This is a genomic window from Brevibacillus sp. NRS-1366, from assembly GCF_050467985.1.
Genome location: NZ_JBITPN010000022.1, coordinates 326,659 through 349,387, shown reverse-complemented (window position 1 = coordinate 349,387; position 22,729 = coordinate 326,659). Strand labels below are relative to the sequence as shown.

Below are 22,729 nucleotides of genomic sequence, written 5' to 3'. Positions count from 1 at the left end.
TCCTTTTAGGGGGTAGTGTACATGAAGCAGACGATCAACATTCAAGATACGTTCTTGAACCATTTGCGTAAAGAAAACATCGCGGTCACCATTTATCTGGTGAACGGATTTCAATTGCGTGGGTATATTAAAGCGTTCGATAATTTCACTATCGTGATTGATAGCGAAGGTAAGCAACAGTTGGTATACAAGCATGCGATCTCCACATTCACACCGCAACGTCCTGTGTCGCTGATGTCGCAGGAAAACACCCAACAGTAAAGTCATGTACCGCACCCAGCCAGGATCCCTTCGATCTTGGCTTTTTTCTTTACAGGCACTTAAAAGGAAAAGGGATAAGGAACAAGTCCTTATCCCGGCGTCGCTATAACTGCGAAAGTGGATCAAGAAACAACTCTTTTGCCGCGAATCATAAATGTGTAGCAGAGAATGGCTCCAATCGTAGAGATCGAAATGACAATGCCCATCGGGATGGCTGTGCTGTTTCCGGCGATGCCTACGAGCGGGGCAACAATTCCGCCGCTCACAAAGGAAAGCAATCCTTGGAGGGCCGAAGCACTTCCTGCTGCCTTGCTTTGATTTTGCATAGCCAGTGAAAAACCAGTTGCGCCGACAATTCCGACACTCGATACAACAAAAAAGAGAGGGATCAGAACGGCAACAAGTCCCGCGTCCAAAAGAATCATGCTAAGAAGGGTCATGCCTCCGATGACTGCAATTGAAATCCCGCAAATAAACAGAGTGGTTTCTTTTACCTTACCCGCGAGCTTTCCTGTAATTTGACTAGCAATAATAATTCCGACCCCGTTCGTTGCAAAGATTAAACTGAAGCCTTGCGGGGAAACTCCAAAAATTTGTTGAAACACAAAAGGAGAACCGGAGATGTAAGCGAACATTGCCGCCGTGACAAGACCTTGCGAAAGTGCGTATCCCATAAACACACGATCTTTAAATAAATTGCTAAACGTAGCTAGCGTATTGCCAATACCAGCCTTGGAACGGCGTCCTGGTGGCAAAGTTTCCGGAAGTGCGAACAATACGGTCAAAAACATAATGATGCCAATGAGTCCAAGTACAACGAACACACCATGCCAAGTCGTGACTTGCAATAACTGTCCTCCAGCAATGGGAGCGGCAATGGGAGCAATTCCGTTGATCAGCATCAGGAGCGCAAAAAATTTCGTTAACTCCGTACCGGAATACAAATCGCGAACAGTAGCCCGAGCAATAACGATCCCAGCTGAGCCGGCCATCCCCTGTACAAAACGAAGCAGAACGAATGTCCAGATTGAGGGAGCCACCGCACACAAAAACGAAGAAACAGCGTACAAAATCAGTCCAATCAGAAGCGGCATGCGTCGCCCACGAACATCGCTGAGAGGTCCAGCGAACAATTGACCCACGGAAAGACCAATCAAACAGGCGGTGAGACTCAATTGGGCCATGGAGGTGGTTGTTTGCAGGTCACTTTCGAGCATTGGTAGCGCAGGTAAATACATATCGAGCGACAAAGGACCAAACGCAGATAGTGAACCTAGAATGGTTGCCATCCAAAGTCGGCGAGACTTGTTTTCCGATAGTGACGAGGAATCCATTTCTCTGGCATGATTATTCAAGGAGTTCTTCAATCCTTTCTTTACCACATAGAACGAATGCGATTATTTCTTAGCATCTGTTGGTTGCGGACTGTTTTCAACATAAAAATTCTGCATGTTGGTGTGCATCCGCTCGAGCATGCCATGCAGTACTTCTTTTTCTTCGGAGGTGAAACCGGCATAACATTGTTTTTCCAGTATTCGGAGTGCCTCTTTGACTGCCTGACTCGCTACACGCCCCTTGTCTGTCAAGAATACCCGCGAGATTCGTTGATCCCGCTCATCTGGCCTTCGCACGACGAGTCCGGACTTTTCCATTCGATTGATCATAACAGTCAACGTTGCGGGCTTTACCGAGATGCGCCTTGCAAGCTCTTTTTGGATCAAACCATCCGTGTTCGCAAGTCTCATGAGCAGAATGGGTTGTCCGGGGTATACATCGTATTTTTGGATGAGCATTTCAACATTTTGACGGTGTAGCTTCATCACATGCCCCATCGTATGTGTCAAAGCTTGAGAATAATCAAAATCCACAGTTCTACCTCCGGTTTGTTAGCTGGCTAACTAAGCGTTAATGTAAATGATTCTCAATCGAGTGTCAATACTCGTTTTATTCTCCATCGTAAAAGGAGGGAGGATATTCGTATCGTTTTGTAGAAGAAGGCTTGAGCTTCCCGAAACAATAGTAGAAAGGCTTTAGGTGACGAATTGATGATTCTTAATGAAAAGATAAAAGCTGCAGAAGTACAGCTTACGGGTATAAATGGCGAGGACCTCGGCATTGTTGCTACAAAAGAAGCTTTGCAGATGGCAAAGGAGCTGCGTGTTGATCTAGTATGCCTCTCGCTTCTGAGCAGTCCTCCTTTGTGCCAGTTGGTAAGTCGCTCCGATTATAAACAACAAGTCGTAGCGGAAAGTGCTAAAAATCGAAAAGCCGAAAAAGGAGCAAAAGTAAAGGAAATCCGTCTGAGTGCTTTCACCGAGGATCATGATTATGATACCAAAAAACGGCAAGCTGAGCGTATACTTTCTGCAGGGGATTCCGTGCAACTGATTGTCCGGTTAGAGAAAAAGGAGAGCAAAGAAGCGAAACAACTGGTTGAACAGCTTGTCCGTGACCTTGCCCATTGCGGGAAGCAGGATAAGGGAATTCAGGTCAGTGGTAAGCAGGTAATGGCCGTAATGCTACCTATCTAGTTTATCAAATATCCCCACCCATAGCTGACATGGTAAAGGGCGCTTGCAGTGAAGTACCCTTTTTCATGTCGTTTTTTTGTGTGGGCAATAACCTATGTATCTTTTGGGAAGTAAACCACGTTTATCAGAGAAAAGAAGAAAAAGAGAGTGATTCCATGCCTTTTACGTTTGCCCATCCTGCCATTGTTCTACCTTTGAGAAAGTGCAAATGGTTTTCCTTTACCGCACTCGTTTTTGGCAGTATGGCTCCTGATTTTGAATATTTTTTTCGGATGCAGCCCTTAAGTAAGTTTAGCCACACGTTCATGGGGGTGCTCTGGTTTGATCTACCGCTCGTAATACTCCTTTCACTGCTTTATCACGGCGTCATTAAGAAACCAATGATCGTTTACTTGCCTGAGTGGATCGGAAGGGGATTATCCGCAGGTGATCCGTCAACATGGCAGTTACGGTCGTGGAAATCTATGTTGGTATTTCTATACTCTGGACTTCTCGGCAGCTTGACCCACATTGCCTGGGATGCCTTCACACACAAAGGAGCTTTTTTCGTGAATCGCGTTTGGCTCCTACAGCAGCATATTTCACTTGGCGTTATGGATGTGCCTGTGTACAAAATATTGCAGCACGGAAGCACGGGTGCAGGTTTCGCTGCCATCGCATTTGTCATTTGGAATGAGGGTCGTGCGAGGGTGTCTACCGTCTCAGCTCCGCCCCAAGTCAGGGCTTTAGAAAAATGGCTGTTTTGGAGCGGGATAGCCGCGGGTGGTCTACTTGTTGCTTGTCTGTACTCGCTACATGCCAAAGGGACATTATCCATCACGGAACCGCTTGTACATATCGTTCCTTTTCTATCGGGATGCATGGCTACTCTGATCGTACTTGGATGGTGGCTGGACAAGGCCAGATTGAAAAAATAAGGCAGGATTACCCGGTGCCTGAGTATACTTAATGTATGACCATAAGGCAGGTGATCGCATGTTGAGCCTACCGCTTTTCAACCTGCAGCTATCCTGCTCAAACATGTATCTAACGCAGTGGTGAAACATATTCGTTAGTACATGGGAGTAAAATGCGAAGCAGCCTCTTCCTATTTTCTACAAGGATAACCGGATGAACCATGTGTAAAAGCTGTTCAAGGTGGGTGATCGATTATGCGACAAGCGATGAGCGAAAATTCCATAGATGTGAATGGTACTGTCAGTGCATCCAATCGAATCCAAGTGGTCTTTAATCATCGTGAATTACCGATAAAACAACCGATCACATTATCTGAAAAGGTTCGTGTATCAGCCCCTTCAGAACTGGCTGCTTTATTCGAGGAGCTCGAGAATCTCATCGGATTACAGGAAGCAAAGAGGACGATTTACGAGATCTATGCGTTGACAAAGATCAACAAGGAGCGGGAGAAACATAGCTTAAAGCTGGAAAAACAAGTTTTTCACATGGTGTTCAAAGGAAATCCAGGGACAGGAAAAACAACGGTAGCCCGTTTATTCGGAAAAATGTTTCGTGAGATGGGCATTTTGAGCAAAGGGCATTTGATTGAGGTAGAACGGGCAGATTTGGTCGGAGAATTCATCGGACATACTGCGCAAAAAACAAGAGATCTGGTTAAGAAAGCGCTCGGGGGGATTTTGTTCATAGATGAAGCGTATTCGTTGGCGCGTGGCGGAGAAAAGGATTTCGGCAAGGAAGCTGTGGATTGTTTGACAAAAGCACTAGAAGACTCCAACACAGAATTCATTTGCGTCATTGCTGGATACAATGATGAAATGGACAGCTTCCTGGAGCTTAACCCAGGTTTACCATCCCGGTTTCCAGTTCATATAAAATTCAACGATTATAGTGTAGATGAACTGATTGAGATTGCAACTTTAATGACGAGAAATAAGGACTTTGATTTAGGAAGAGATTCCTTGGAAAAATTGAGGCAGTCCGTTAGTCAAATCGTAGATAATCCCTTTCATGAAAATTTTAGCAATGCACGATTCATTCGAAATTGCATTGAAAAAGCGATCCGGGCTCAAGCGATTCGGTTGTTTAAAGCAGATAAGCTTTCTCGTGATGATCTCGTCAAATTAAGAGCAGAAGATTTTCAATTCTAACCCTCCTCAATAGAGGAGGGTTTTAACGCCAGAAGAGGATTTAGTTTGGCTGCCCGTGGAACGATATCGAATAGGGGAAAATGTGGTATGATAGGGGAAGAAAGGGCGTGAATCGGTGAACGATCTGATCAAAACGACAGAAACAGCTATATTGGTCGGTTGTTTTTTGGATAACCGGGACGAAGAGCGAACACGTCTGTCTATGGAAGAATTACATGAACTGGCAGATACAGCAGGTGTAGACGTTCTTGATGTCATTACACAAAATAGGGACCGAGTTGACTCAGCCTGGTATTTGGGAACAGGCAAAATTGATGAAATCGCCCAGCGAGCAGAAGAGCTAGAAGTAGATGTAATCATTTTCAATGACGAGCTTTCGCCAAGCCAGACACGTAATCTGGATAGGGTGTTTGATTGCAAAGTGATTGATCGGACGCAGCTCATACTGGATATCTTCGCTGGACGTGCACAGTCACGTGAAGGGAAAATCCAGGTAGAACTCGCGCAGTATAATTATCTACTCCCGCGTTTGGCAGGACAAGGCAAACAGCTCTCAAGACTCGGGGGCGGAATCGGGACACGTGGTCCCGGTGAATCCAAACTGGAAAGCGACCGCCGTCATATCCGAAAAAGAATCAGTGAGCTCAAGCAGCAATTGAATGATACCGTGAGAACCAGACAGTTGCACCGCGAGCGGCGGAAGAAAAACAATGTTTTCCAGGTTGCGCTTGTAGGCTATACGAATGCTGGCAAGTCCACGATTTTGAATCAGTTGACAGGAGCGGGTACCCTGCAAGAAGACAAGCTTTTCGCTACCCTCGATCCTACAACACGTCAGCTCTCACTGCCGAGTGGCCTTGAAGTGTTATTGACAGATACGGTAGGCTTTATTCAAGATTTGCCGACAAGCCTGGTCGCGGCATTTCGTTCGACTCTAGAGGGCGTAAAAGAAGCGGATTTAATCCTTCATGTCGTAGACAGCCATCATCCCGACTTCCAGATTCACATGGAAGTTGTAGAACGGATTTTGAACGAGCTGAAAGCAGAGGAGATTCCACGGTTAGTTGTCTTCAACAAAGCAGATGTGCTGCCCGAGGGTTCCTATTTGCCGCGTACGGAAGAGTCTATCTTGATTTCTGCCATGCGTGAAGCGGATTTGAAGCAGCTCCTGGAGAAAATCGAGTCTTTTGCACTCGCTTCCTTCAATGAGATGACACTGCGTGTTCCAGTCGAGCGGGGAGACATTTTATCGCTCTTGCATCGGGAAGGCGTGGAGATGGATCAGCAATTTGATGAAGAGGAAGAATCCTACCGCGTTACTGTACGCGTAAATCGGGATCATCCGATCTATGGACGGATTGCTCCTTTCCTCCTGGATAAACCAGAGACTGTTGAAGAGAGTTGGTAAGATAACTGATGTTCCAATATTTTTCCCATGGTGAAAAGCTTCGTCCTCTCGTAATGGAGGTAGAAGCAACCATCTCAGAACGGCATAGACAGATTTCAGCGATGGTGGACACGAATCAGCTTAAAGTACTTCGTTCCTTTCAGAAGCACGAAGTAAACGAATTTCATTTTTCTCCCTCAACCGGATACGGCTACGATGATTCAGGGCGCGCCACACTGGAGTCCATTTATGCGGATGTATTCGGCGGAGAGGCAGCTCTGGTTCGCCCGCACATCATTTCCGGGACCCATGCGATTGCGATTTCTCTGTTTGGAATACTGCGTCCTGGTGACGACTTGCTCTATATTACCGGAAAGCCCTACGATACATTGGAAGAAGTCGTGGGTGTACGTGGCGAAGGACAAGGCTCACTCAAAGACTACGGAATCGGTTACAGCTATGTTCCACTGACCCCAGAGGGTGAGATTGATTTTCTGGCAGTAGCCGAAGCCATCACCGATAAAACAAAAGTGATTGGCATCCAACGCTCTCGTGGTTATGCAGACCGGCCATCCTTTACCATCCAAAAGATCCAAGAAATGATTCGGATGGTCAAAGAAATGAAACCAGAGCTGATCGTGTTTGTTGACAATTGCTACGGGGAGTTTACCGAGGAGTATGAACCGCTAAATGTCGGAGCCGATATTATGGCTGGTTCATTGATCAAAAACCCGGGTGGCGGTTTAGTCAAGACCGGTGGATATATTGTAGGGCGGGCGGATTTGGTTCAACTCGCCTCGTACCGGATGGCGGCACCCGGCATCGGGGCAGAGGGAGGGGCATCACTTTACTCTCTGCTCGAAATGTTCCAGGGCTTTTTCCTTGCGCCGCACGTTGTAGGGGAAGCATTGAAAGGGGCGGTTTTTTCTTCCGCTCTCCTCGAGCGTCTTGGCTTCAGAACGAATCCACTCTGGCATGAACCGCGAACAGATTTGATTCAATCGGTCGAGTTCGGTACCGCGGAACGACTGATTACCTTTTGCCAAGGGATACAAAAATCAGCGCCAGTTGACTCGCATGTGACCCCGTATCCAAGTGAAATGCCAGGTTATGCAGATCCCGTCATCATGGCTGCAGGTACGTTCATTCAAGGGGCGAGCATCGAATTTTCGGCAGATGGGCCGATCCGTCCTCCTTATTTAGGGTTTGTTCAAGGGGGATTAACCTACTCCCATGTGAAAGTGGGCATTCTGACCGCTTTGAATGGGATGATTGAAAAAGGCTTGCTCGATCTGCCTGCTGAATCTTAATTGACCGTAAAAACAGCGATGATCCACCTTAGGGAGTGGAAAGTCGCTTTTTTTTCGTGCAAAAAACATTTCGGTGTAATATTTTCTTACATCTGTTGACAGAGATTTGGGTTTTGAATAGAATAAGGCATAAGGAACACGATAGAGGAGGGACGAGTCATGGGTGATGATTCTCGCCGCAATATGGCCCTCTTTCCCATTGGGATCGTCATGAAATTGACTGATCTTACTGCGAGGCAGATTCGCTATTACGAACAAAATGACCTAATTCAGCCAGCCCGCACCGAAGGGAAGCAGAGGCTCTTTTCCTTCAATGACGTAGATCGTTTGCTGGAGATTAAAGCCCTGATTGAAAAGGGACTAAACATTGCAGGTATCAAGCAAGTACTGCAACTGAATGATCCCACCCCGGTACAGACAGAGATTTCTACGGCGTCTGAGGCGAAACGTAAAGAGATGTCTGACAAGGATCTACATCAGCTCCTAAGGCAACAGATCATGTATCACAATGCATCTCGTCATGGCGAGGGCGCATTGACACGTGGAGAGCTATCCCGCTTCTTCCACTGATATAAAGCCGTTATAGAGACAGGAGGAGAGAAATTTGAGCAAGTTTACCAGAGAAGACATTATGCGTTTGGCCAAAGAAGAGGACGTAAGGTACATTCGTCTTCAGTTTACCGACCTGCTCGGGGTTATTAAAAACGTTGAGATTCCATCTTCTCAGCTGCCTAAGGCACTCGACAACAAAATGATGTTCGATGGTTCTTCGATCGAAGGCTTCGTGCGCATTGAAGAATCCGATATGTATCTTGTACCGGATTTGGATACGTGGGTCGTGTTCCCTTGGGGCAACGAGCACGGCAGGGTAGCTCGTCTGATTTGCGATATTTACAATCCAGATGGCACTCCATTCGAGGGAGACCCTCGCTATATCCTGAAGCGTGCTTTGAAAGAAGCGGAAGAAATGGGCTATACCGCGTTTAATGTCGGTCCAGAACCTGAATTCTTCCTGTTCAAGCTTGATGCTAAAGGCGAACCTACTCTTGATCTGAACGACCAAGGCGGATACTTCGACTTTGCTCCACTCGACCTCGGTGAAAACTGCCGTCGCGATATCGTTTTGACTCTGGAGAAAATGGGCTTTGAAATCGAAGCTTCTCACCACGAAGTAGCTCCAGGTCAACACGAGATCGATTTTAAATACGCAAATGCATTGAAAGCCGCTGACCAAATCTTGACCTTCAAGCTGGTTGTAAAAACGATCGCTCACAAGCATGGTTTGCACGCGACATTCATGCCAAAACCTCTGTACGGTGTAGCAGGTTCTGGTATGCACGCGAACCAATCGCTCTTCCGAGGCAATGAAAATGTATTTGTTGACGAGTCTGACGAGCTAGGCTTGAGCGAAACAGCGAAACATTACCTGGCAGGTATTTTGCTGCACGCACGTGGGTTTACTGCGATCACCAACCCGTTGGTTAACTCGTACAAGCGTCTCGTACCTGGATACGAAGCACCTTGCTATGTAGCTTGGTCTGCGAAAAACCGTTCTCCATTGATCCGCATTCCATCTTCTCGTGGTGTTAGTACGCGTATTGAGGTGCGCAGCCCAGACCCGGCTACAAACCCTTACTTGGCTTTGGCTGTTATGCTGAAAGCAGGTTTGGATGGAATCAAAAACAAATTGGCAGCTCCTCCTGCGATTGACCGCAATATCTATGTGATGAACGAAGAAGAACGTGAAGAAAACGGAATTTCCAGCTTGCCGTCTACTTTGAAGGAAGCCATCGAATGCCTCAAGGCAGACTCTGTCATCTGCGAAGCTCTGGGCGAACACGCACTGATCCACTTTGTAGAAGCAAAAGAAATTGAGTGGGATATGTTTAGAACTCGCGTCCACGATTGGGAGCGCGAGCAGTACATGAGCACTTACTAAGATAAGAAGCGTAAACCCCTTGTACCGTACGGTACGAGGGGTTTTTTCTTCTACTTTTTTGGTCTACCGTTTTGTCCGAATACCTTAACAGTCGATGCTGACTTATAAGCATAAGCTAGACTTGTCCGATTATTTACATCAAGCTTTTCGTAAATATTCCTCAGATGCTTTTTTACTGTATTGACACTGATCCAAAGCTCTTCAGAAATTTGCTCATTCGTACGCCCTTTTATAACCAGCTCAGAAATCTCCATCTCTCGTTCGGATAATCGTCGTTCGATCGAATCCTGCCCGATCGATTCTTCCCCGGATAATAGATAGATGCCGTATTGGTATGCTTGAGTACTCGAATTATCCTTTATTTCAGGAATGACTTGAATCGTCCATTGTTTCTTGGTTAGAGACCTTACTTTTTTATTCAATCCAAATTTCCAATTTGAATGGGGATACACATATTGATTTAAGAACAGTTCGATGGAATTGGAACTCATCGTAAATTCCTTGCAAATATTTTGGGCAGCCTCATTGAAAAAATAAATTCTGTGATTGTCGCCAACTAAAATCGTACCGACATCTGAAACATTTGTACGAGTTTCAAACAGCCTTTTTTGGTAATTGATATCTTCCATTCGTATACTATTGGCCAATAAGTGACCAATGTGATTAGAAAGGAAGTGCAAGAGCTTGCAATCTTTTGGGGTAAATGGCTTTTCATCCTTTAATCGTAGCAGCCCGATTACACCACAAAGTCTTCCTTCATCCGTAAAATAGACAACCAATTCGTCGTAGTAATTATACTTACGGATGAACATGGAATAATAATCCGATTTTTCATATTCAGAAAATGATATCACTTCATTCATCCGCAGTGCTGGAAAGGTAGAAAAAGTAGACAGTTGTTTTTGCGGGTGCAAAAAGTCAAATTGAAAAAAGCATTCTATGTAATCCCAGACCAATTGATCTGGGTGATTCCAAATTTCCGGATTGTAAAGGTTCCCTTGTTCATCGGCTAACCAAAACAGTGTATGCCTAAACCCAAATAAATCGGCAAACAAAGCCTGCACCTTTTTGCGAAATAGAGGGAGTGGAACACGAATCTCATTAAAGAGATGAAAAAACTGTGCGTATTCTTTCTTTGAAAAATCCATGATGAGATCCCTCCATAAAAAACAGTGTTGTCTGAAAGATTATCCTTTCGGGTAATTGGCGTTCATCGCTTGCCTTGCCATAATTATAAAAAACAAACAGCCAAGAAGTCCACAGAGTTATCCGAATTTTCAATAAGGTCAGGGGTGACAAAATGACGAATGATGGAGGGAAGGAAATGGTTCAAAAAACGAAAGATAAGGCTGTCTACATGGATATTGATAAGAGAATTTTCGAAACGACGATTAAACCGCTGATTACAAAAGAACTTGTAGCAGAACACAGAGTGAAACCGATAGGGAAGCATAGTGAAAATCTTGGTCTTGTTTTGAGGTATTTTCGAAGACATCATGAGCAGTTGGAAGGAAAGTATGTCGTTGTTTGTACGAAGCCCGAAAAGGAGTGGCATTTAGGTGAATATCCAGATGATCGAGGTAAGCGTCCAACCATATTTTGGGATGAAAGTTTTGATTCCATAGAAGCAGCTGAACATGGGCTTTTCTTAAAGCGATTAAGAAAATATGGGGTTGAAGTGTAACTACTACAAAGGGAGTGTTAGTTTATGGCGATTAATGGATATACGAACAAACTAAGGGTAGAGCCAGGACAAAAAATAAAATTCATGATTAATTGTGAAACTCATGAGAAATATCAAGCTGAAATCGTTCAGTTAATTCATGGAGATGTAAATCCCGAGGGACCTGGACTTAAGATAAAAACAATCGAGACAAATATCAACAAAGAATACGCAGGAAGAAGACAAAACATTTACAGTGGATCGTATATACATGTTCCGGACGACGGATTATTCAGAAACATTCAGAGTTTTACGTTACAAGCGATGATTTGGCCAACTACACCAGACAAAGGGGTCCAAGGTCTTCTCACAAAATGGAATGATTCAACAAAAGCTGGTTATGGTTTATTTATAGATGAAAGTGGCTGCTTAGCATTATGGATTGGAGATGGAAGTGGGAAAGTTGAAAAAATAACGACTGAAAAAAAACTAGTAGAAAGATGCTGGTTTTTGGTAGGAGCCTCTTTTGACGCATCCACGGGTACAGTTACCGTATTTCAAAAACCTATCGTTGAGACGTTTAACGGCAGATTTTCTCTTCGGTATTCGCTGGAGAATATGACTGCACACGCTACAGCTGTTATCAAGCTAAAACCGAAAGCTGACAATGACGCTCCTTTTATTATGGCGGGATTTTTTCATGGTAAGGACTCCAACAGGAACATTGTAAAGGGAATTTATAATGGAAAAATAGATAGACCACGTGTTGCGGATCGTCCACTCAAACAAGAAGAAATGGAGCAATGTGTAAATACTCCGTTTGATGACCTGGTAGCAGCTTGGGACTTTGCTGCGAACATTGGCCGGACAGGGATTGCTGAGCCCAGCAAGATTATTGATCAATCAGAGAACAAGCTTCACGGAACAGCGGTAAATCTCCCGGCGCGAGCAATGACAGGCTACAACTGGACAGGTGATGAACATCATTTTGTCCATGCTCCTGAGCAATATGGTGCGATACATTTTCATGATGACGACCTTACTGATGCACAGTGGGAAGTGGATTTTGAATTTGACATCCCCGATCACTTTAAAAGCGGCGTATATGCGGCACACGTAAAAGCCGGTGAAGAGGAAGACTATGTTACTTTTTTTGTACGACCTAAAAAAGGAACAGCAACGGCTAAAATTGCACTACTGATCCCAACAGCTAGCTACCTCGCTTATGCAAATACCAAATTCCATGATGGTCCTCTTACTCAATTGATGACTGCGAGAGCTCCGATTATAGAAGAACATGACCTCTACCTGATGGAGCATCAAGAATTTGGACACTCCACATACGAGACACATTCTGATGGAAGTGGAACCTGCTATTCATCACCGCTTCGGCCTATACTCAATATGAGGCCGAAAGTCAAGATTAACCTATCTCCGTCCTTGTGGCAATTTAATGCAGACCTGCATCTGGTAGATTGGTTGACAGAAAAGGGGTATGACTTCGATGTGATAACGGATCATGACCTACATGAAGAAGGGGTTGACCTTCTGAAGCCGTATAATGTCCTGCTCACCGGCTCGCACCCAGAATATTATTCCAAAGATATGTTAGATGGTATTGAAGAGTACCAGCATCTTGGTGGGAGATTTGTGTATTTAGGCGGCAACGGTTTTTATTGGATCATTCAATATAACCCGGAAAATCCGGAGATTATAGAGGTCCGCAAGAAACACGCTGTAAATACATGGAAAGCGGAAGCGGGAGAATTGCATCTGAGTTTTAGCGGAGAATATGGCGGGATTTGGAGACATAGAGGAAGAGCACCCCAAAAGCTTACTGGAGTTGGATTTGTGGCTCAAGGATTTGATGTTTCCTCCTACTATCGTCGAAATCCTGATAGCTTTGATCCAAGAGTTTCGTGGATCTTCGAGGGAATCGGCACAGACGAGTTGATCGGCAATTTTGGTTTGGTTGGTGGTGGGGCAGCAGGACTAGAGCTCGATGCTTATGATCTTTCGCTCGGAACACCAGCGGAGACTTTGCTCCTAGCGTCTTCAGAAGGTCACACGGTTACGTATAATCCCGTTACAGAAGAATTGTTTTCTCCAGGTCCCGGTTTAAGTGGCGCAGAGAACCCGAAAGTTCGAGCTGATATTACTTATTTTCCGACACCGAATGGAGGTGCCGTTTTCTCAACAGGTTCAATTGCATTCCTCGGTAGTTTATCTCATAACAAGTACGACAATAACGTTTCTCAAATCCTAGGAAATGTATTGAATAAATTTATGCTGGATGAACCGCTGTCATGGGAAACGGTAGGCTCTCATCAAGCGGTAGGAAGTTAGTAAATACAGATAATTTGAAATGAGTAAGTGTATAACTTGTCATCGAAGGATTTATGGCAAGTTATACACCCTCCTTCCCGAGAGATTGGATAAGGTGCAATTGAAAAGCGGTAAGTCGGGCGTGAAAACCATCAAAGAGGCTTAAAGGGGGGAATGTTATGAAAAGAAGTACACGGACACTTTTGTTTAGCAGTGTGTTTATCGCTTTAATCATGCTGATAAGCTTTCCAGGATTGTTCGATTGGTCTAATCGTATTGAACCTTGGGTAGTAGGTGTTCCTTTTGTGATGTTTTGGCATTTATTTCTGGCTCTTTGCATCGCTCTATTAATGGCTGTCTGGTACTTTACAGATTCGATAAACGGGGATTTGGATATCGAAATAGAAGAGGCCACTGAAAGAGAACTTGCATACTCGAAAAAAGGGAGTGATACGTAGTGGCTATTCTATCCATCATTCTCTTTTTTGCCGTGATCCTTTTCATTAATCGAAAAAACTTCGGTGTCAAAAATTTTGACGATTATGCTACTTCTGGCGGTAGTTTTGGAATGATTTCGATCGCCCTAGCCGTTTTTTCAACGTGGTATGTGGGCGCTTCCTTTACAGCATGGGCCGGATTTTCTGTAGGATACGGTTTTATTGGTGTATATGTCATCGCCTATGGCGCCATGACCCTGTTTATCATGTATCTTGTAAGTGAGAAGACGTATCTATGGGGAAAGAAGTACAAAATAAATACGCAGGCAGAACTAATGGATTTGCGCTATCGAAGCAAAGCGCTTCGCCTCATCGTTGGCTTCTCAGGGGTTATTTTTACTTTCCCGTGGCTTCTGATGGAATGGATTACCCAAGGCTATGTCTTTAGTTATGCGACAGGCGGAAAATTAAGTCCTTTCTGGGGCATGTTGATTGGAGTCGTTGTCGTATTGCTTTATGTAGCTACAGGTGGAATGAGATCGGTCATCACCGCTAATCTTTTTCAAGGGGCGTTTATGTTCATAGTTGGTACCGGTCTTATGTTCTGGTTGATTTATCATTTCTTCGGAAGCTTTCGTGGTGGTATGGACCTTCTTAATCAGAATTATCCCGAAGTACTGACTTACCCCGGACCCGGATGGAATCCTCCCACCCCTTACTGGACATCCATTATCGTAGCTAGTGGATTAGGCGGGTTCATGTGGCCTTGGGTTTATAACAAGTTATTTGCAGCGGAGAGCTTAAGGGCGGTTAAAAAGTCAACTCTTTTGGCTCCAATTTTAGGAATCATATTTTGGGCATCATTTACATTCCTTGGACAGGTCATGCATTCGATGGAGTACCCCAGAACTCATCCGGAAGAAGCTTATATGTGGATTGCGAATGAAGCTGGCCCACTGCCTCTTGCTTTAATGAGCGTTCTCATTATGGCTGCCAGCGTATCAACAGTATCGGGAATCATCCAAGCGATGTCCACCTCGATCTCAAGTGATCTTGCCAAAGTGATTAACCGGAAAATATCAGATCAAAAAGCGTTACAGATCGCAAGAATTTCTGTTGTTATCCTTGGATTATTGGCCTTGGCGATGGCTACCGTTGACAACGGCAAGCTGATTTTTATTGCGCTATTGAGTTATCAGGGGATTATCATGCTCTTTCCGGTAGTTTTGCTCGGACTCTATTGGAAGCGTGCCAATAAAGAGGGGGCAATCGCTGCCATTTTGATTGGAACAACGATGTCTATGTATCTCAGTGTGGCAAATCCTGCATTTATTGGTGAGTATGGCTGGTCAAGTGGAATTTATGGAACCATCATTGCCTTCCTTGTGATGTTTGTTGCAGGATATCTTAAGCCGGTGGAAGCTCATGTAGAAGATCTTTGGAAGGATATCGAGGTAGCTAGGGAAAAATCAAAACGGAAAGTAGAGGAAGGCAATTTTAAATTGGAGAGTGACGTTGTATAGAAAGTTCATCGAGATATTCAAAAGGTTAAACAAACGGCCCTCGGGAATCCCGGGGGCTGCTCTTCTATCGGAATAGTATTATTCTCCTGTTTCTGAAAACTTCTGAATGCGGGCCCCAATTTCATCACGAACTCGTTGGAACTCAGACCATTCTTTCCCGGCCGGGTCGTCAAATCCCCAATGGACACGTTTTACATGCGGAGGTGTTGTTGGGCAAATAGCATCTGCATGGTTACATAACGTGACGACTAGATCCGCTTTATTTAATAGATCAGGATCGATTACATCTGATGATTGATCAGAAATGTCTATTCCAACTTCCTGCATAGCTCGAACGGCATTGGGATTGACCCCATGGGCTTCAATCCCAGCAGAAAGGACATTCCACGTGGTACCTAAATATTTCTTTCCCCATGCTTCCGCCATTTGACTACGGCAAGAATTTCCTGTGCATAAGAAGTAGATTGTTTTTTTGCTTTCCAATGTGCTCACCATCTCCGCTTCAATTAGGATACGTGTTGGCAAAATATTTACGCTTGAACCATAATGCTACATTGACCAATGCAATCATTACAGGAACTTCGACAAGAGGCCCGATGACAGCTGCAAAGGCGGCACCCGAGTGAATTCCAAACACACCGACGGCCACAGCAATTGCCAGCTCAAAGTTATTACTGCCTGCAGTAAACGCAAGGGTCGTAGTAACTGGATAGTTTGCACCAATTTTCTTCCCCATGAAGAAAGAAATAAAGAACATCAAGATGAAATAAATGAGAAGTGGAATCGCGATACGAACGACATCTACTGGTACACTTATGATGCTTTCTCCTTTGATGGAAAACATGACCACGATGGTAAAGAGTAAAGCAATCAGCGTGAGGGGGCTTATTTTTGGAATGAACACTTTCTCATACCACTGTCTGCCCTTTGCCCTTACTAAAGTTAAGCGTGTCAGCATCCCCGCAAGAAAGGGGATACCCAGATAGATGAACACCGATTTTGCTACTTCTGTCATGGTAATATTAACGACTGCACCTTGAATGCCAAGCCATTCTGGAATTACGGTGACAAACACATAGGCATATACAGAAAAGAAAAGCATTTGAAACACAGAATTGAATGCCACAAGACCAGCTGCATATTCTGTATCTCCTTTTGCTAAGTCATTCCAAACAATCACCATGGCAATACAACGTGCCAAGCCAATCATAATCAGACCTACCATATATTCCGGTTTATCTGGCAAGAAAAGGATGGCCAACAAGAACATTAGAATGGGGCCAATCACCCAATTTTGAATAAGAGACAGGAAAAGAACTTTACGGTCTTTGAAAACACGTCCCATCTCCTCGTAGCGAACTTTTGCTAAAGGGGGATACATCATCAAAATCAAGCCAATGGCAAGAGGGATGGATGTGGTGCCTATTTGCAAATGATTTAACCCGCCTGTAAAAGACGGAAAGAAAGTCCCAATTAATATCCCGAGCGCCATGGCAAGGAAAATCCACAGGGTTAAAAATCGATCTAAAAAAGAAAGTTGTTTCATGAAACACTCCTTTTTGCCTTAACAGCAAGTTTGGTTTACTTCGGTATCTGAATCTACACAACAGGAGGTTGATTCGATTTTATGAACGTCACTGTCAGACTTTGTATAAAAAAATTCCCACTCATTGCCGTCTGGGTCTGTAACCCAAAATTTATCCTGAACGGCATAACAACATGTAGTATCCAACTCGTCTCGTGCGAAAAAGCCTTCCGTTTCTAGGCGCTCTTTGTGAGCTACGATTTCATCTGCACTTACAACTTGAAATCCAAAATGGTTTACTTGATTTCCAGTAACAGCATCTCGAACATTTAACGTAAAGTTAAGCCCCGGGCTTTCGAGTAGGAATTTCGCATAATCTGTCTTTACTTTCACAGGCTCTACTCCGAATACTTTCTGGTAGAACTCAATCGATTTCTCCAGATTCGTTACATTAATCCCAACATGCACATACTTCATTTCATGATCCTCCCTTTATTTTTATACTATTAATCAAAAAAAATTGATGTAAGGTTCAAAAAAATTAGCAGCAGCTTCCTTTACCGGTTTTCCTGAAAATACAACAAAGCTCCTCCGATAAGAGGTGATTCACTTCATCATCGTTTAAGTCATAATAACTCCACGTACCTTTTGTCTCTTTAACAATCAGGTTTGCGTCCAATAAAATTTTGAGATGATACGATAATTTGGATTGTGGCATTTCAAATACTTCTGTAAGATCACAGACGCAGGTTTTACCTCGCTGACAAAGCTCATACATGATCTCTAAGCGTTTCTGATCAGCGAGAGCCTTGAATTTCTTTTCATATTGCTCCAACTTCTGTTTCATATCTGTCATTACGTACTACCTCATTCATCAATTTTTTTTGATGATTTTATTATATGCAGGTCTTCATGTTACATGCAAGAAATTAAATCAAATTTTTTTGATGAATGAAGGTGGATCTTCGAGGAGGCATCCAACAGGAGATAAACAAGAGCGACGATAAAAGCAAGCAAGACAAATCCCATTAGTGGTTCCATCAGGTAAGCACCTCCAAATGATCCACGCTTATGAGGCTCGACTATTACAAATGTAGAGACCATCTGTTAAGTGATCCGCTTAATTGGCTTGATGTTGTACAGGTATACCGATCACCAATTTCCAATGTCCATCTATTTTATAGACGGGTAGTGTTAATTCGTGGTTCTTGCCGTCTTCTTGGTAAGTAATTTCTGCCATTACAAGATTACTGTCTACAGCTTTTGCGCTTCCTACACTAATTATCGAAGCAGGCTCCTGAGTAAAGAGTTTGTAATACTCTTTATGCCTTTGTCTATCATCCCTATACCGAATATCTCTTGAATATTTAATCATCTCATCTACGTTCTTGGTATCTTGGGCGTACTTGAAAAGTGTGATTGCCTGCCTAGCTTCTTCTACTGGATCACCTGTTGAGGAAACCTTAGACGTGATTAGGATTACGGCTATTATTAAAAACGTTAATGGTATTGCAATGAACATTCGATTCCTATTCAAAAGATAACCTCCATTAAACAAAGGTAAGTGCACGTTTAAAGAACTCTTTCATCCGGTAAGCAATATATAAGCAGGATTAACTCGAACGAATGGCTCTCCAAGCATCATCTGTTTGTATATTCCATTTATTAGGACAATACCACATTTTAAAACTAAATAATACCATATTGATTAGAAATGCTTTTCAGTATGCTCCATTTGACTTGGAACTCAGGTTCTTGACCGCTCATCGCCGCCATATTTTAACTCTTTGCTTTTGTGACGGAAATAGGTCGTTTTTGCCAGCTCTCTCTACAGCCTAAGAAGAACAGTGTACTATAAATACAAAAAAGCAAGAGACTACGGATTCAAGCGACCTAAGCGCTTACAAGGGAGATTTCTATGAGGGACAACGATCAGATGACAGTGGTCAAACACCTGTCGGAACTGCGGAAACGGATTGTCTGGGTATTGGCTGTATTTGTTATGACTTTTCTCGCTGGCTTGTATTTTGCTGGCCCCATCATCGAGTATTTGAAGCTTGTACCGATGGAAGAAGGGGTACCGATCATTTCCCTCCATCCGTCAGACGCATTGCGCATCTACATGCAGTTTTCTATGTTAGTTGGCGCAGTTGCGACATTGCCGGTTGCACTCTACCATACCTGGCGATTTGTTTCGGTTGGATTGAATGACCATGAGCGGCGAATGACACTCTTTTTTATTCCAATAGCTTTTTTCCTATTCGTCGGCGGTGTTTTGTTCGGATATTATATTGTATTTTCTATGATGATGAAGTTTTTGACTGGGATGTCAACTCAAATGGGTGTGACTCCTCATTATGGCATTGCTGCATATTTTGATTTTATGTTTCAGTTAGTCATACCGATAGGGGTGCTGTTCGAACTTCCCATTGTTGTCATGTTTCTGACCCGTCTGCGTATTCTGAATCCGATGGTGCTAGTAAAGATGCGCCGCTTCGCTTATTTCGGATTAACAGTTGTGACGTTCATTTTGACGCCGCCGGAACTCGTTACGGAGATTTTGGTGACGATTCCACTGCTGCTTTTGTACGAACTGAGTATTTGGCTGTCTAGAGCCGTTTACCGGAAGCAGTTAAAGGAAGATGAGAAATGGAAGACGAATCATGCGGTGTAGGTGAGGCCCTGGAACGAGATAGAAGCGGGGAGCGCATTTGCGACTCCTCTTTTTTTACTGTTTTTGACACATTTACAGGATAGTTAACTGCACGTTTTCTGGATTGCAGGTCTGGTATCTGTTAAAATATGTTATATCCGAAATAAAAAATAGGGGGGCGAGTCAATGAGTTCAGAAACCCTTCCGTTTTGGTTATGGATCATCTATTATTTGATCATGTTCATGACGTTAGTCGCTGCCATACGTAGTCTCTTTCAGAAAAAAATGATCATGTTTTCCTTCATTGTGAGCCTATATACCGTTTCAATTCCGATCATCAGTCTGGGAAGCAGTATAGGCAGGGCAGAGGGGCTCAATGAATTCAGTCATTTCTTTCAGGAATTACAACATAACTCACCGTGGTCCCTCTTCGTGATGATCGGTTACTTGTGCATCCTTCTTTGGTGGGCTTTGCTTTTCATTAAAATAAATCAGAAAAAAATAACGACCTCCCGTTAGAGGTCTATTCATTTATTCGGTTGTTTGTTCGGAGTGAATTTGTTTAATGACTCTATTATTGAGATATCAACAAAAAGTGAGGTACATATGACAACTAAATTGATTTTAGTTGAAGGAACATGGGGGGCAGGTAAGACAACGACCGCGACCTTCATTCAAAATACTTTGGAACAAAGAAAAATAAAGTCACGTTTATATACGGAAGGATGCCTCGATCATCCAGTTGATCCTGACCATGTATCGTGTTTTTCGCATGCCGGGTATGATGAAATATTGGAGTCCTATCCAGATGAATCAGAGCAAATAAGGAAAATGACTTACAGAATAGGAAGCTATTTTTTAATCCCTTTCTTAAAAATGAAACGAAAGAATGAACATGTGATTCCAGAAGAATTATGGGCACGGCTTCAATCAAGCGATATTTATAATGGAGACCTTTCGCAATATCTGCATTGTAAAGTGGTCCTGGAGCTTTGGGATCATTTTGCCACAGTGCAGCATGAGAAAGATGAAGTCATAGTTCTAGAGTGCTGTTTCCTGCAAAATCCCGTCGTAACTCTAATGGCCCGTTATGGCCCGGAAAAACATCAAATCTTCCAACATATACAAAACATATCCCAAACGATAAGGAAACTGAATCCGATCGTTATTTACCTTCAACATGAATCCACCGAAGCCACTTTTGAGAGAGCAATCCACGAGAGATCAAAAGAATGGATAGAAGGTGTCTCCAAATATTGTATGGAACGTGGGTACGCCAAAAAGCATGGTCTAAAGGGTGTACCTGGCTTAGTTCAGTTTTTAGAAGAAAGGGAAAAAATCGAGCTTGAAATACTCCGTCACCTCGGTTTCACTGTGAAGCATGTTAATATCTATGACGATAACAAGGAACAATTTCAAAACGAGATGATGGCTTATTTAGACTCGCATGTGTTTTAAGAATTCAGAGCAGGCTGAATCCATAGATGATCTTCATGTCGTATCTATTGCTGCTCTGACAAATGTGGCGGCGGCGTATCTAAAAAAGCCAGAGTCTTTTTCAAAAATCAAATTGTTTTGGTTAGGCGGGGGAGCTTGGCCTACTGACGGGAAAAAATATAATGCGATGAATGATGTAGAGGCCTTGCGTATTCTGCTTGCGTCTCCTATTGAATTTCACTGGATCATAGCAGCAGGTGTCTGTAGTAAACTGAACGCTTCGGTAAGTCAATCAGAAGCTTTCGTCAAGGGAAATGGAGCCATCGGGGAATACCTGCACCAATTGCTTGTGGATATGAATAAAGGAGAAAGAGCGATCTATGATATAGGACCGATTGCTGCGATTAAAAAACAAAGCTGGTTTACAGTTGAAACAGCAAAAGCCCCTTCTGTACGAGCTGATGGAACCTATCAATTTGGTGGAGAAGGCAGAAGCATTTCCGAATACACCGACATCATGTATTCCCAGATAGTAGATGACTTTTTTCAGTTGCTTGGCAGGCAGAACTAGTAAACATGAAGATCGTTCAGGAGGAATGAATGTGTACGTCATACATGTAGATGTCGTATATGTACTACTTTACAGCGAGGCCATGGACAAAGTCTTAACCGTAAAAAATGAGAAGTTCTGGAGTCTTCCTGGTGGAAAGCGAGAGCATCAGGAAATGCTGAATCAGGCAGCGGTACGTGAGGTAAAGGAAGAAACGGGGCTCGATGTTGAGGTTAGCGATCTTTTGCATGTAAGCGAAAAAGTTATTAACGAAGAGCACGTAACCTTCATTACGTTTCGAGGAGAGATCATCGGCGGAGAGATGGGAACAACCGATTCGGAAATTCAGGAGATTACGTGGAAAACAATTGCAGAAGCCGAAGCACCAATGCCTTATCTGGGCAATATTCGTGAACTGCTAAAAAATAAAGCGCATTACGGAGTGGAAACCTCGTGACCCGAAGCCTGGCTACGAGGTTTTTATGTTACGGAGTCGAGTACGTAATTCTGTGTCGGTGAATGGTTCTAACTCTAACAACGCTTGGTAAGGATCTTCGCCGGGGATGTCAAAATAAATGGCAAAAGCGGGCTCCGTTTTGATACCTTGCTGCTTGAGTCGGCGAATTTCACGATAGGCATCTGGACCGCCTAACGAGAGTAACCGGGCTTCTATGTCCATATGACGATAGGCATTCTGTTTCGTGACAGGAACAGGCTGTGCGAACAATTCAAAACAAAAGCCGGCGTCAAAAAACTGAATCACACTGGTGAGTACCTGGTTAATTGTGAGTCGTTGTTCTGCATACCCCTGCGACTCGCCGAAAACGGTTCGTGCTTTCGATTCAAAGTCCTCAAGGTGATGACATTCACAGATAATATCCAGGTCGCTGTCATCCCTATCAATGCAAAGCGGGATCGTGCCAGCCAATACAGGAGTGTACGGCTGCAGCAGTGCCATAATGCCAGTCTGCTGGATCGCTTCCCATGCCTGCCTTTGTCGATTGGTTCCTGTACGCAAATAAGAAAGGTCGAGCCAGTCGCTCAAAAGAGTCCCTCCGTTTCAAATAAATGAGATAGGGCAAA

The 22,729-nt window shown here is 43.8% G+C and carries 26 protein-coding genes; 17 read left to right on the top strand and 9 right to left on the bottom strand.

Annotated features, from left to right (window positions below; all coding sequences use genetic code 11):
- Positions 1-21 precede the first annotated feature (21 nt).
- Positions 22-261, top strand: coding sequence for an RNA chaperone Hfq (hfq, locus tag ACIFQN_RS18400; protein WP_429834478.1), 240 nt, complete (start codon positions 22-24; stop codon positions 259-261).
- Between the two features lie 122 nt (positions 262-383).
- On the opposite strand, the gene ACIFQN_RS18395 is transcribed toward hfq, so the two are convergent.
- Positions 384-1,616 (bottom strand): multidrug effflux MFS transporter, encoded by a 1,233-nt coding sequence (locus ACIFQN_RS18395; RefSeq protein WP_429834477.1) that lies wholly within the window; start codon positions 1,614-1,616, stop codon positions 384-386.
- A gap of 42 nt (positions 1,617-1,658) precedes the next feature.
- Positions 1,659-2,129: a MarR family winged helix-turn-helix transcriptional regulator gene (locus tag ACIFQN_RS18390; RefSeq protein WP_429834476.1), complete on the bottom strand. Its 471-nt coding sequence runs from the start codon at positions 2,127-2,129 to the stop codon at positions 1,659-1,661.
- Positions 2,130-2,306: 177 nt separating this feature from the next.
- Between ACIFQN_RS18390 and infC the strand changes: the two genes are divergently transcribed.
- The 7 genes from infC (at position 2,307) to glnA (ending at position 9,533) form a co-directional block, all read left to right on the top strand.
- Positions 2,307-2,792 carry a translation initiation factor IF-3 gene (gene infC / locus ACIFQN_RS18385; RefSeq protein WP_429834475.1) on the top strand — a complete coding sequence of 162 codons (486 nt, stop codon included), beginning with the start codon at positions 2,307-2,309 and terminating at the stop codon, positions 2,790-2,792.
- Positions 2,793-2,947: 155 nt separating this feature from the next.
- Positions 2,948-3,709, top strand: a complete 762-nt coding sequence (locus ACIFQN_RS18380) for a DUF4184 family protein (protein WP_429834474.1) — start codon at positions 2,948-2,950, stop codon at positions 3,707-3,709.
- Between the two features lie 234 nt (positions 3,710-3,943).
- On the top strand, positions 3,944-4,897 hold the full coding sequence (locus tag ACIFQN_RS18375; protein ID WP_429834473.1) for an AAA family ATPase: 954 nt from the start codon (positions 3,944-3,946) through the stop codon (positions 4,895-4,897).
- Positions 4,898-5,012: 115 nt separating this feature from the next.
- A complete protein-coding gene (gene hflX, locus ACIFQN_RS18370; protein WP_429834472.1) occupies positions 5,013-6,305 on the top strand; it encodes a GTPase HflX in 1,293 nt (430 codons plus the stop codon).
- An 8-nt stretch (positions 6,306-6,313) separates the two neighbouring features.
- The gene (locus ACIFQN_RS18365; RefSeq protein ID WP_429834471.1) at positions 6,314-7,594 is read left to right on the top strand and encodes an aminotransferase class I/II-fold pyridoxal phosphate-dependent enzyme; all 1,281 of its coding nucleotides are present in this window, start codon (positions 6,314-6,316) and stop codon (positions 7,592-7,594) included.
- Between the two features lie 159 nt (positions 7,595-7,753).
- On the top strand, positions 7,754-8,164 hold the full coding sequence (locus ACIFQN_RS18360) for a MerR family transcriptional regulator (protein ID WP_429834470.1): 411 nt from the start codon (positions 7,754-7,756) through the stop codon (positions 8,162-8,164).
- Between the two features lie 34 nt (positions 8,165-8,198).
- A complete protein-coding gene (gene glnA / locus ACIFQN_RS18355; protein ID WP_429834469.1) occupies positions 8,199-9,533 on the top strand; it encodes a type I glutamate--ammonia ligase in 1,335 nt (444 codons plus the stop codon).
- 50 nt (positions 9,534-9,583) lie between these two features.
- On the opposite strand, the gene ACIFQN_RS18350 is transcribed toward glnA, so the two are convergent.
- The gene (locus ACIFQN_RS18350) at positions 9,584-10,681 is read right to left on the bottom strand and encodes a response regulator transcription factor (protein WP_429834468.1); all 1,098 of its coding nucleotides are present in this window, start codon (positions 10,679-10,681) and stop codon (positions 9,584-9,586) included.
- Positions 10,682-10,833: 152 nt separating this feature from the next.
- On the opposite strand from ACIFQN_RS18350, the gene ACIFQN_RS18345 reads away from it, so the two are divergent.
- The 4 genes from ACIFQN_RS18345 (at position 10,834) to ACIFQN_RS18330 (ending at position 15,481) form a co-directional block, all read left to right on the top strand.
- Positions 10,834-11,217: a hypothetical protein gene (locus ACIFQN_RS18345; protein WP_429834467.1), complete on the top strand. Its 384-nt coding sequence runs from the start codon at positions 10,834-10,836 to the stop codon at positions 11,215-11,217.
- Positions 11,218-11,241: 24 nt separating this feature from the next.
- Positions 11,242-13,542 carry a N,N-dimethylformamidase beta subunit family domain-containing protein gene (locus ACIFQN_RS18340; RefSeq protein ID WP_429834466.1) on the top strand — a complete coding sequence of 767 codons (2,301 nt, stop codon included), beginning with the start codon at positions 11,242-11,244 and terminating at the stop codon, positions 13,540-13,542.
- 158 nt (positions 13,543-13,700) lie between these two features.
- A complete protein-coding gene (locus ACIFQN_RS18335) occupies positions 13,701-13,979 on the top strand; it encodes a hypothetical protein (RefSeq protein WP_429834465.1) in 279 nt (92 codons plus the stop codon).
- Entirely contained in the window at positions 13,979-15,481 is a 1,503-nt protein-coding gene (locus ACIFQN_RS18330; RefSeq protein ID WP_429834464.1) for a sodium:solute symporter family protein, read from the top strand. Before ACIFQN_RS18335 ends, ACIFQN_RS18330 begins: the two co-directional genes overlap by 1 nt.
- Before the next feature lie 78 nt (positions 15,482-15,559).
- On the opposite strand, the gene arsC is transcribed toward ACIFQN_RS18330, so the two are convergent.
- From arsC to ACIFQN_RS18305, 5 genes are all read right to left on the bottom strand, one after another.
- Positions 15,560-15,964, bottom strand: a complete 405-nt coding sequence (gene arsC / locus ACIFQN_RS18325; protein ID WP_429834463.1) for an arsenate reductase (thioredoxin) — start codon at positions 15,962-15,964, stop codon at positions 15,560-15,562.
- A 19-nt stretch (positions 15,965-15,983) separates the two neighbouring features.
- Positions 15,984-17,027, bottom strand: a complete 1,044-nt coding sequence (arsB, locus tag ACIFQN_RS18320) for an ACR3 family arsenite efflux transporter (RefSeq protein ID WP_429834462.1) — start codon at positions 17,025-17,027, stop codon at positions 15,984-15,986.
- 18 nt (positions 17,028-17,045) lie between these two features.
- Positions 17,046-17,483 (bottom strand): ArsI/CadI family heavy metal resistance metalloenzyme, encoded by a 438-nt coding sequence (locus tag ACIFQN_RS18315; RefSeq protein ID WP_429834461.1) that lies wholly within the window; start codon positions 17,481-17,483, stop codon positions 17,046-17,048.
- 64 nt (positions 17,484-17,547) lie between these two features.
- Positions 17,548-17,853, bottom strand: coding sequence for an arsenical resistance operon transcriptional regulator ArsR (arsR, locus tag ACIFQN_RS18310; RefSeq protein ID WP_429834910.1), 306 nt, complete (start codon positions 17,851-17,853; stop codon positions 17,548-17,550).
- Positions 17,854-18,126: 273 nt separating this feature from the next.
- Positions 18,127-18,543: a hypothetical protein gene (locus ACIFQN_RS18305; protein WP_429834460.1), complete on the bottom strand. Its 417-nt coding sequence runs from the start codon at positions 18,541-18,543 to the stop codon at positions 18,127-18,129.
- Between the two features lie 381 nt (positions 18,544-18,924).
- Here ACIFQN_RS18305 and tatC point away from each other — a divergent pair, with 381 nt between their 5' ends.
- The 5 genes from tatC (at position 18,925) to ACIFQN_RS18280 (ending at position 22,103) form a co-directional block, all read left to right on the top strand.
- Positions 18,925-19,680, top strand: coding sequence for a twin-arginine translocase subunit TatC (gene tatC / locus ACIFQN_RS18300; protein ID WP_429834459.1), 756 nt, complete (start codon positions 18,925-18,927; stop codon positions 19,678-19,680).
- Between the two features lie 165 nt (positions 19,681-19,845).
- Positions 19,846-20,178, top strand: coding sequence for a hypothetical protein (locus ACIFQN_RS18295; protein ID WP_429834458.1), 333 nt, complete (start codon positions 19,846-19,848; stop codon positions 20,176-20,178).
- Positions 20,179-20,265: 87 nt separating this feature from the next.
- Positions 20,266-21,117 (top strand): hypothetical protein, encoded by an 852-nt coding sequence (locus ACIFQN_RS18290; RefSeq protein ID WP_429834457.1) that lies wholly within the window; start codon positions 20,266-20,268, stop codon positions 21,115-21,117.
- The gene (locus ACIFQN_RS18285) at positions 21,107-21,667 is read left to right on the top strand and encodes a nucleoside hydrolase (protein WP_429834456.1); all 561 of its coding nucleotides are present in this window, start codon (positions 21,107-21,109) and stop codon (positions 21,665-21,667) included. The genes ACIFQN_RS18290 and ACIFQN_RS18285 overlap by 11 nt, the downstream gene beginning before the upstream one ends.
- Positions 21,668-21,698: 31 nt before the next feature.
- Positions 21,699-22,103, top strand: coding sequence for an NUDIX hydrolase (locus tag ACIFQN_RS18280; RefSeq protein WP_429834455.1), 405 nt, complete (start codon positions 21,699-21,701; stop codon positions 22,101-22,103).
- Positions 22,104-22,115: 12 nt separating this feature from the next.
- Here the strand turns inward: ACIFQN_RS18280 and ACIFQN_RS18275 are convergent, their stop codons facing one another.
- Positions 22,116-22,691, bottom strand: coding sequence for a DUF4269 domain-containing protein (locus ACIFQN_RS18275; RefSeq protein WP_429834454.1), 576 nt, complete (start codon positions 22,689-22,691; stop codon positions 22,116-22,118).
- Positions 22,692-22,729: the final 38 nt, after the last annotated feature.

What these genes read in the sequence shown, in the direction of transcription:
- arsB (WP_429834462.1), bottom strand. Translation starts at nt 17,027, where the DNA reads ATGAAACAACTTTCTTTTTTAGATCGATTTTTAACCCTGTGGATTTTC.
- ACIFQN_RS18285 (WP_429834456.1), top strand. Translation starts at nt 21,107, where the DNA reads ATGTGTTTTAAGAATTCAGAGCAGGCTGAATCCATAGATGATCTTCAT.
- infC (WP_429834475.1), top strand. Translation starts at nt 2,307, where the DNA reads ATGATTCTTAATGAAAAGATAAAAGCTGCAGAAGTACAGCTTACGGGT.
- ACIFQN_RS18365 (WP_429834471.1), top strand. Translation starts at nt 6,314, where the DNA reads ATGTTCCAATATTTTTCCCATGGTGAAAAGCTTCGTCCTCTCGTAATG.
- ACIFQN_RS18340 (WP_429834466.1), top strand. Translation starts at nt 11,242, where the DNA reads ATGGCGATTAATGGATATACGAACAAACTAAGGGTAGAGCCAGGACAA.
- ACIFQN_RS18350 (WP_429834468.1), bottom strand. Translation starts at nt 10,681, where the DNA reads ATGGATTTTTCAAAGAAAGAATACGCACAGTTTTTTCATCTCTTTAAT.
- ACIFQN_RS18335 (WP_429834465.1), top strand. Translation starts at nt 13,701, where the DNA reads ATGAAAAGAAGTACACGGACACTTTTGTTTAGCAGTGTGTTTATCGCT.
- ACIFQN_RS18375 (WP_429834473.1), top strand. Translation starts at nt 3,944, where the DNA reads ATGCGACAAGCGATGAGCGAAAATTCCATAGATGTGAATGGTACTGTC.
- ACIFQN_RS18290 (WP_429834457.1), top strand. Translation starts at nt 20,266, where the DNA reads ATGACAACTAAATTGATTTTAGTTGAAGGAACATGGGGGGCAGGTAAG.
- arsR (WP_429834910.1), bottom strand. Translation starts at nt 17,853, where the DNA reads ATGAAACAGAAGTTGGAGCAATATGAAAAGAAATTCAAGGCTCTCGCT.
- ACIFQN_RS18295 (WP_429834458.1), top strand. Translation starts at nt 19,846, where the DNA reads ATGAGTTCAGAAACCCTTCCGTTTTGGTTATGGATCATCTATTATTTG.
- ACIFQN_RS18315 (WP_429834461.1), bottom strand. Translation starts at nt 17,483, where the DNA reads ATGAAGTATGTGCATGTTGGGATTAATGTAACGAATCTGGAGAAATCG.
- ACIFQN_RS18380 (WP_429834474.1), top strand. Translation starts at nt 2,948, where the DNA reads ATGCCTTTTACGTTTGCCCATCCTGCCATTGTTCTACCTTTGAGAAAG.
- ACIFQN_RS18345 (WP_429834467.1), top strand. Translation starts at nt 10,834, where the DNA reads ATGACGAATGATGGAGGGAAGGAAATGGTTCAAAAAACGAAAGATAAG.
- tatC (WP_429834459.1), top strand. Translation starts at nt 18,925, where the DNA reads ATGAGGGACAACGATCAGATGACAGTGGTCAAACACCTGTCGGAACTG.
- hfq (WP_429834478.1), top strand. Translation starts at nt 22, where the DNA reads ATGAAGCAGACGATCAACATTCAAGATACGTTCTTGAACCATTTGCGT.
- ACIFQN_RS18360 (WP_429834470.1), top strand. Translation starts at nt 7,754, where the DNA reads ATGGGTGATGATTCTCGCCGCAATATGGCCCTCTTTCCCATTGGGATC.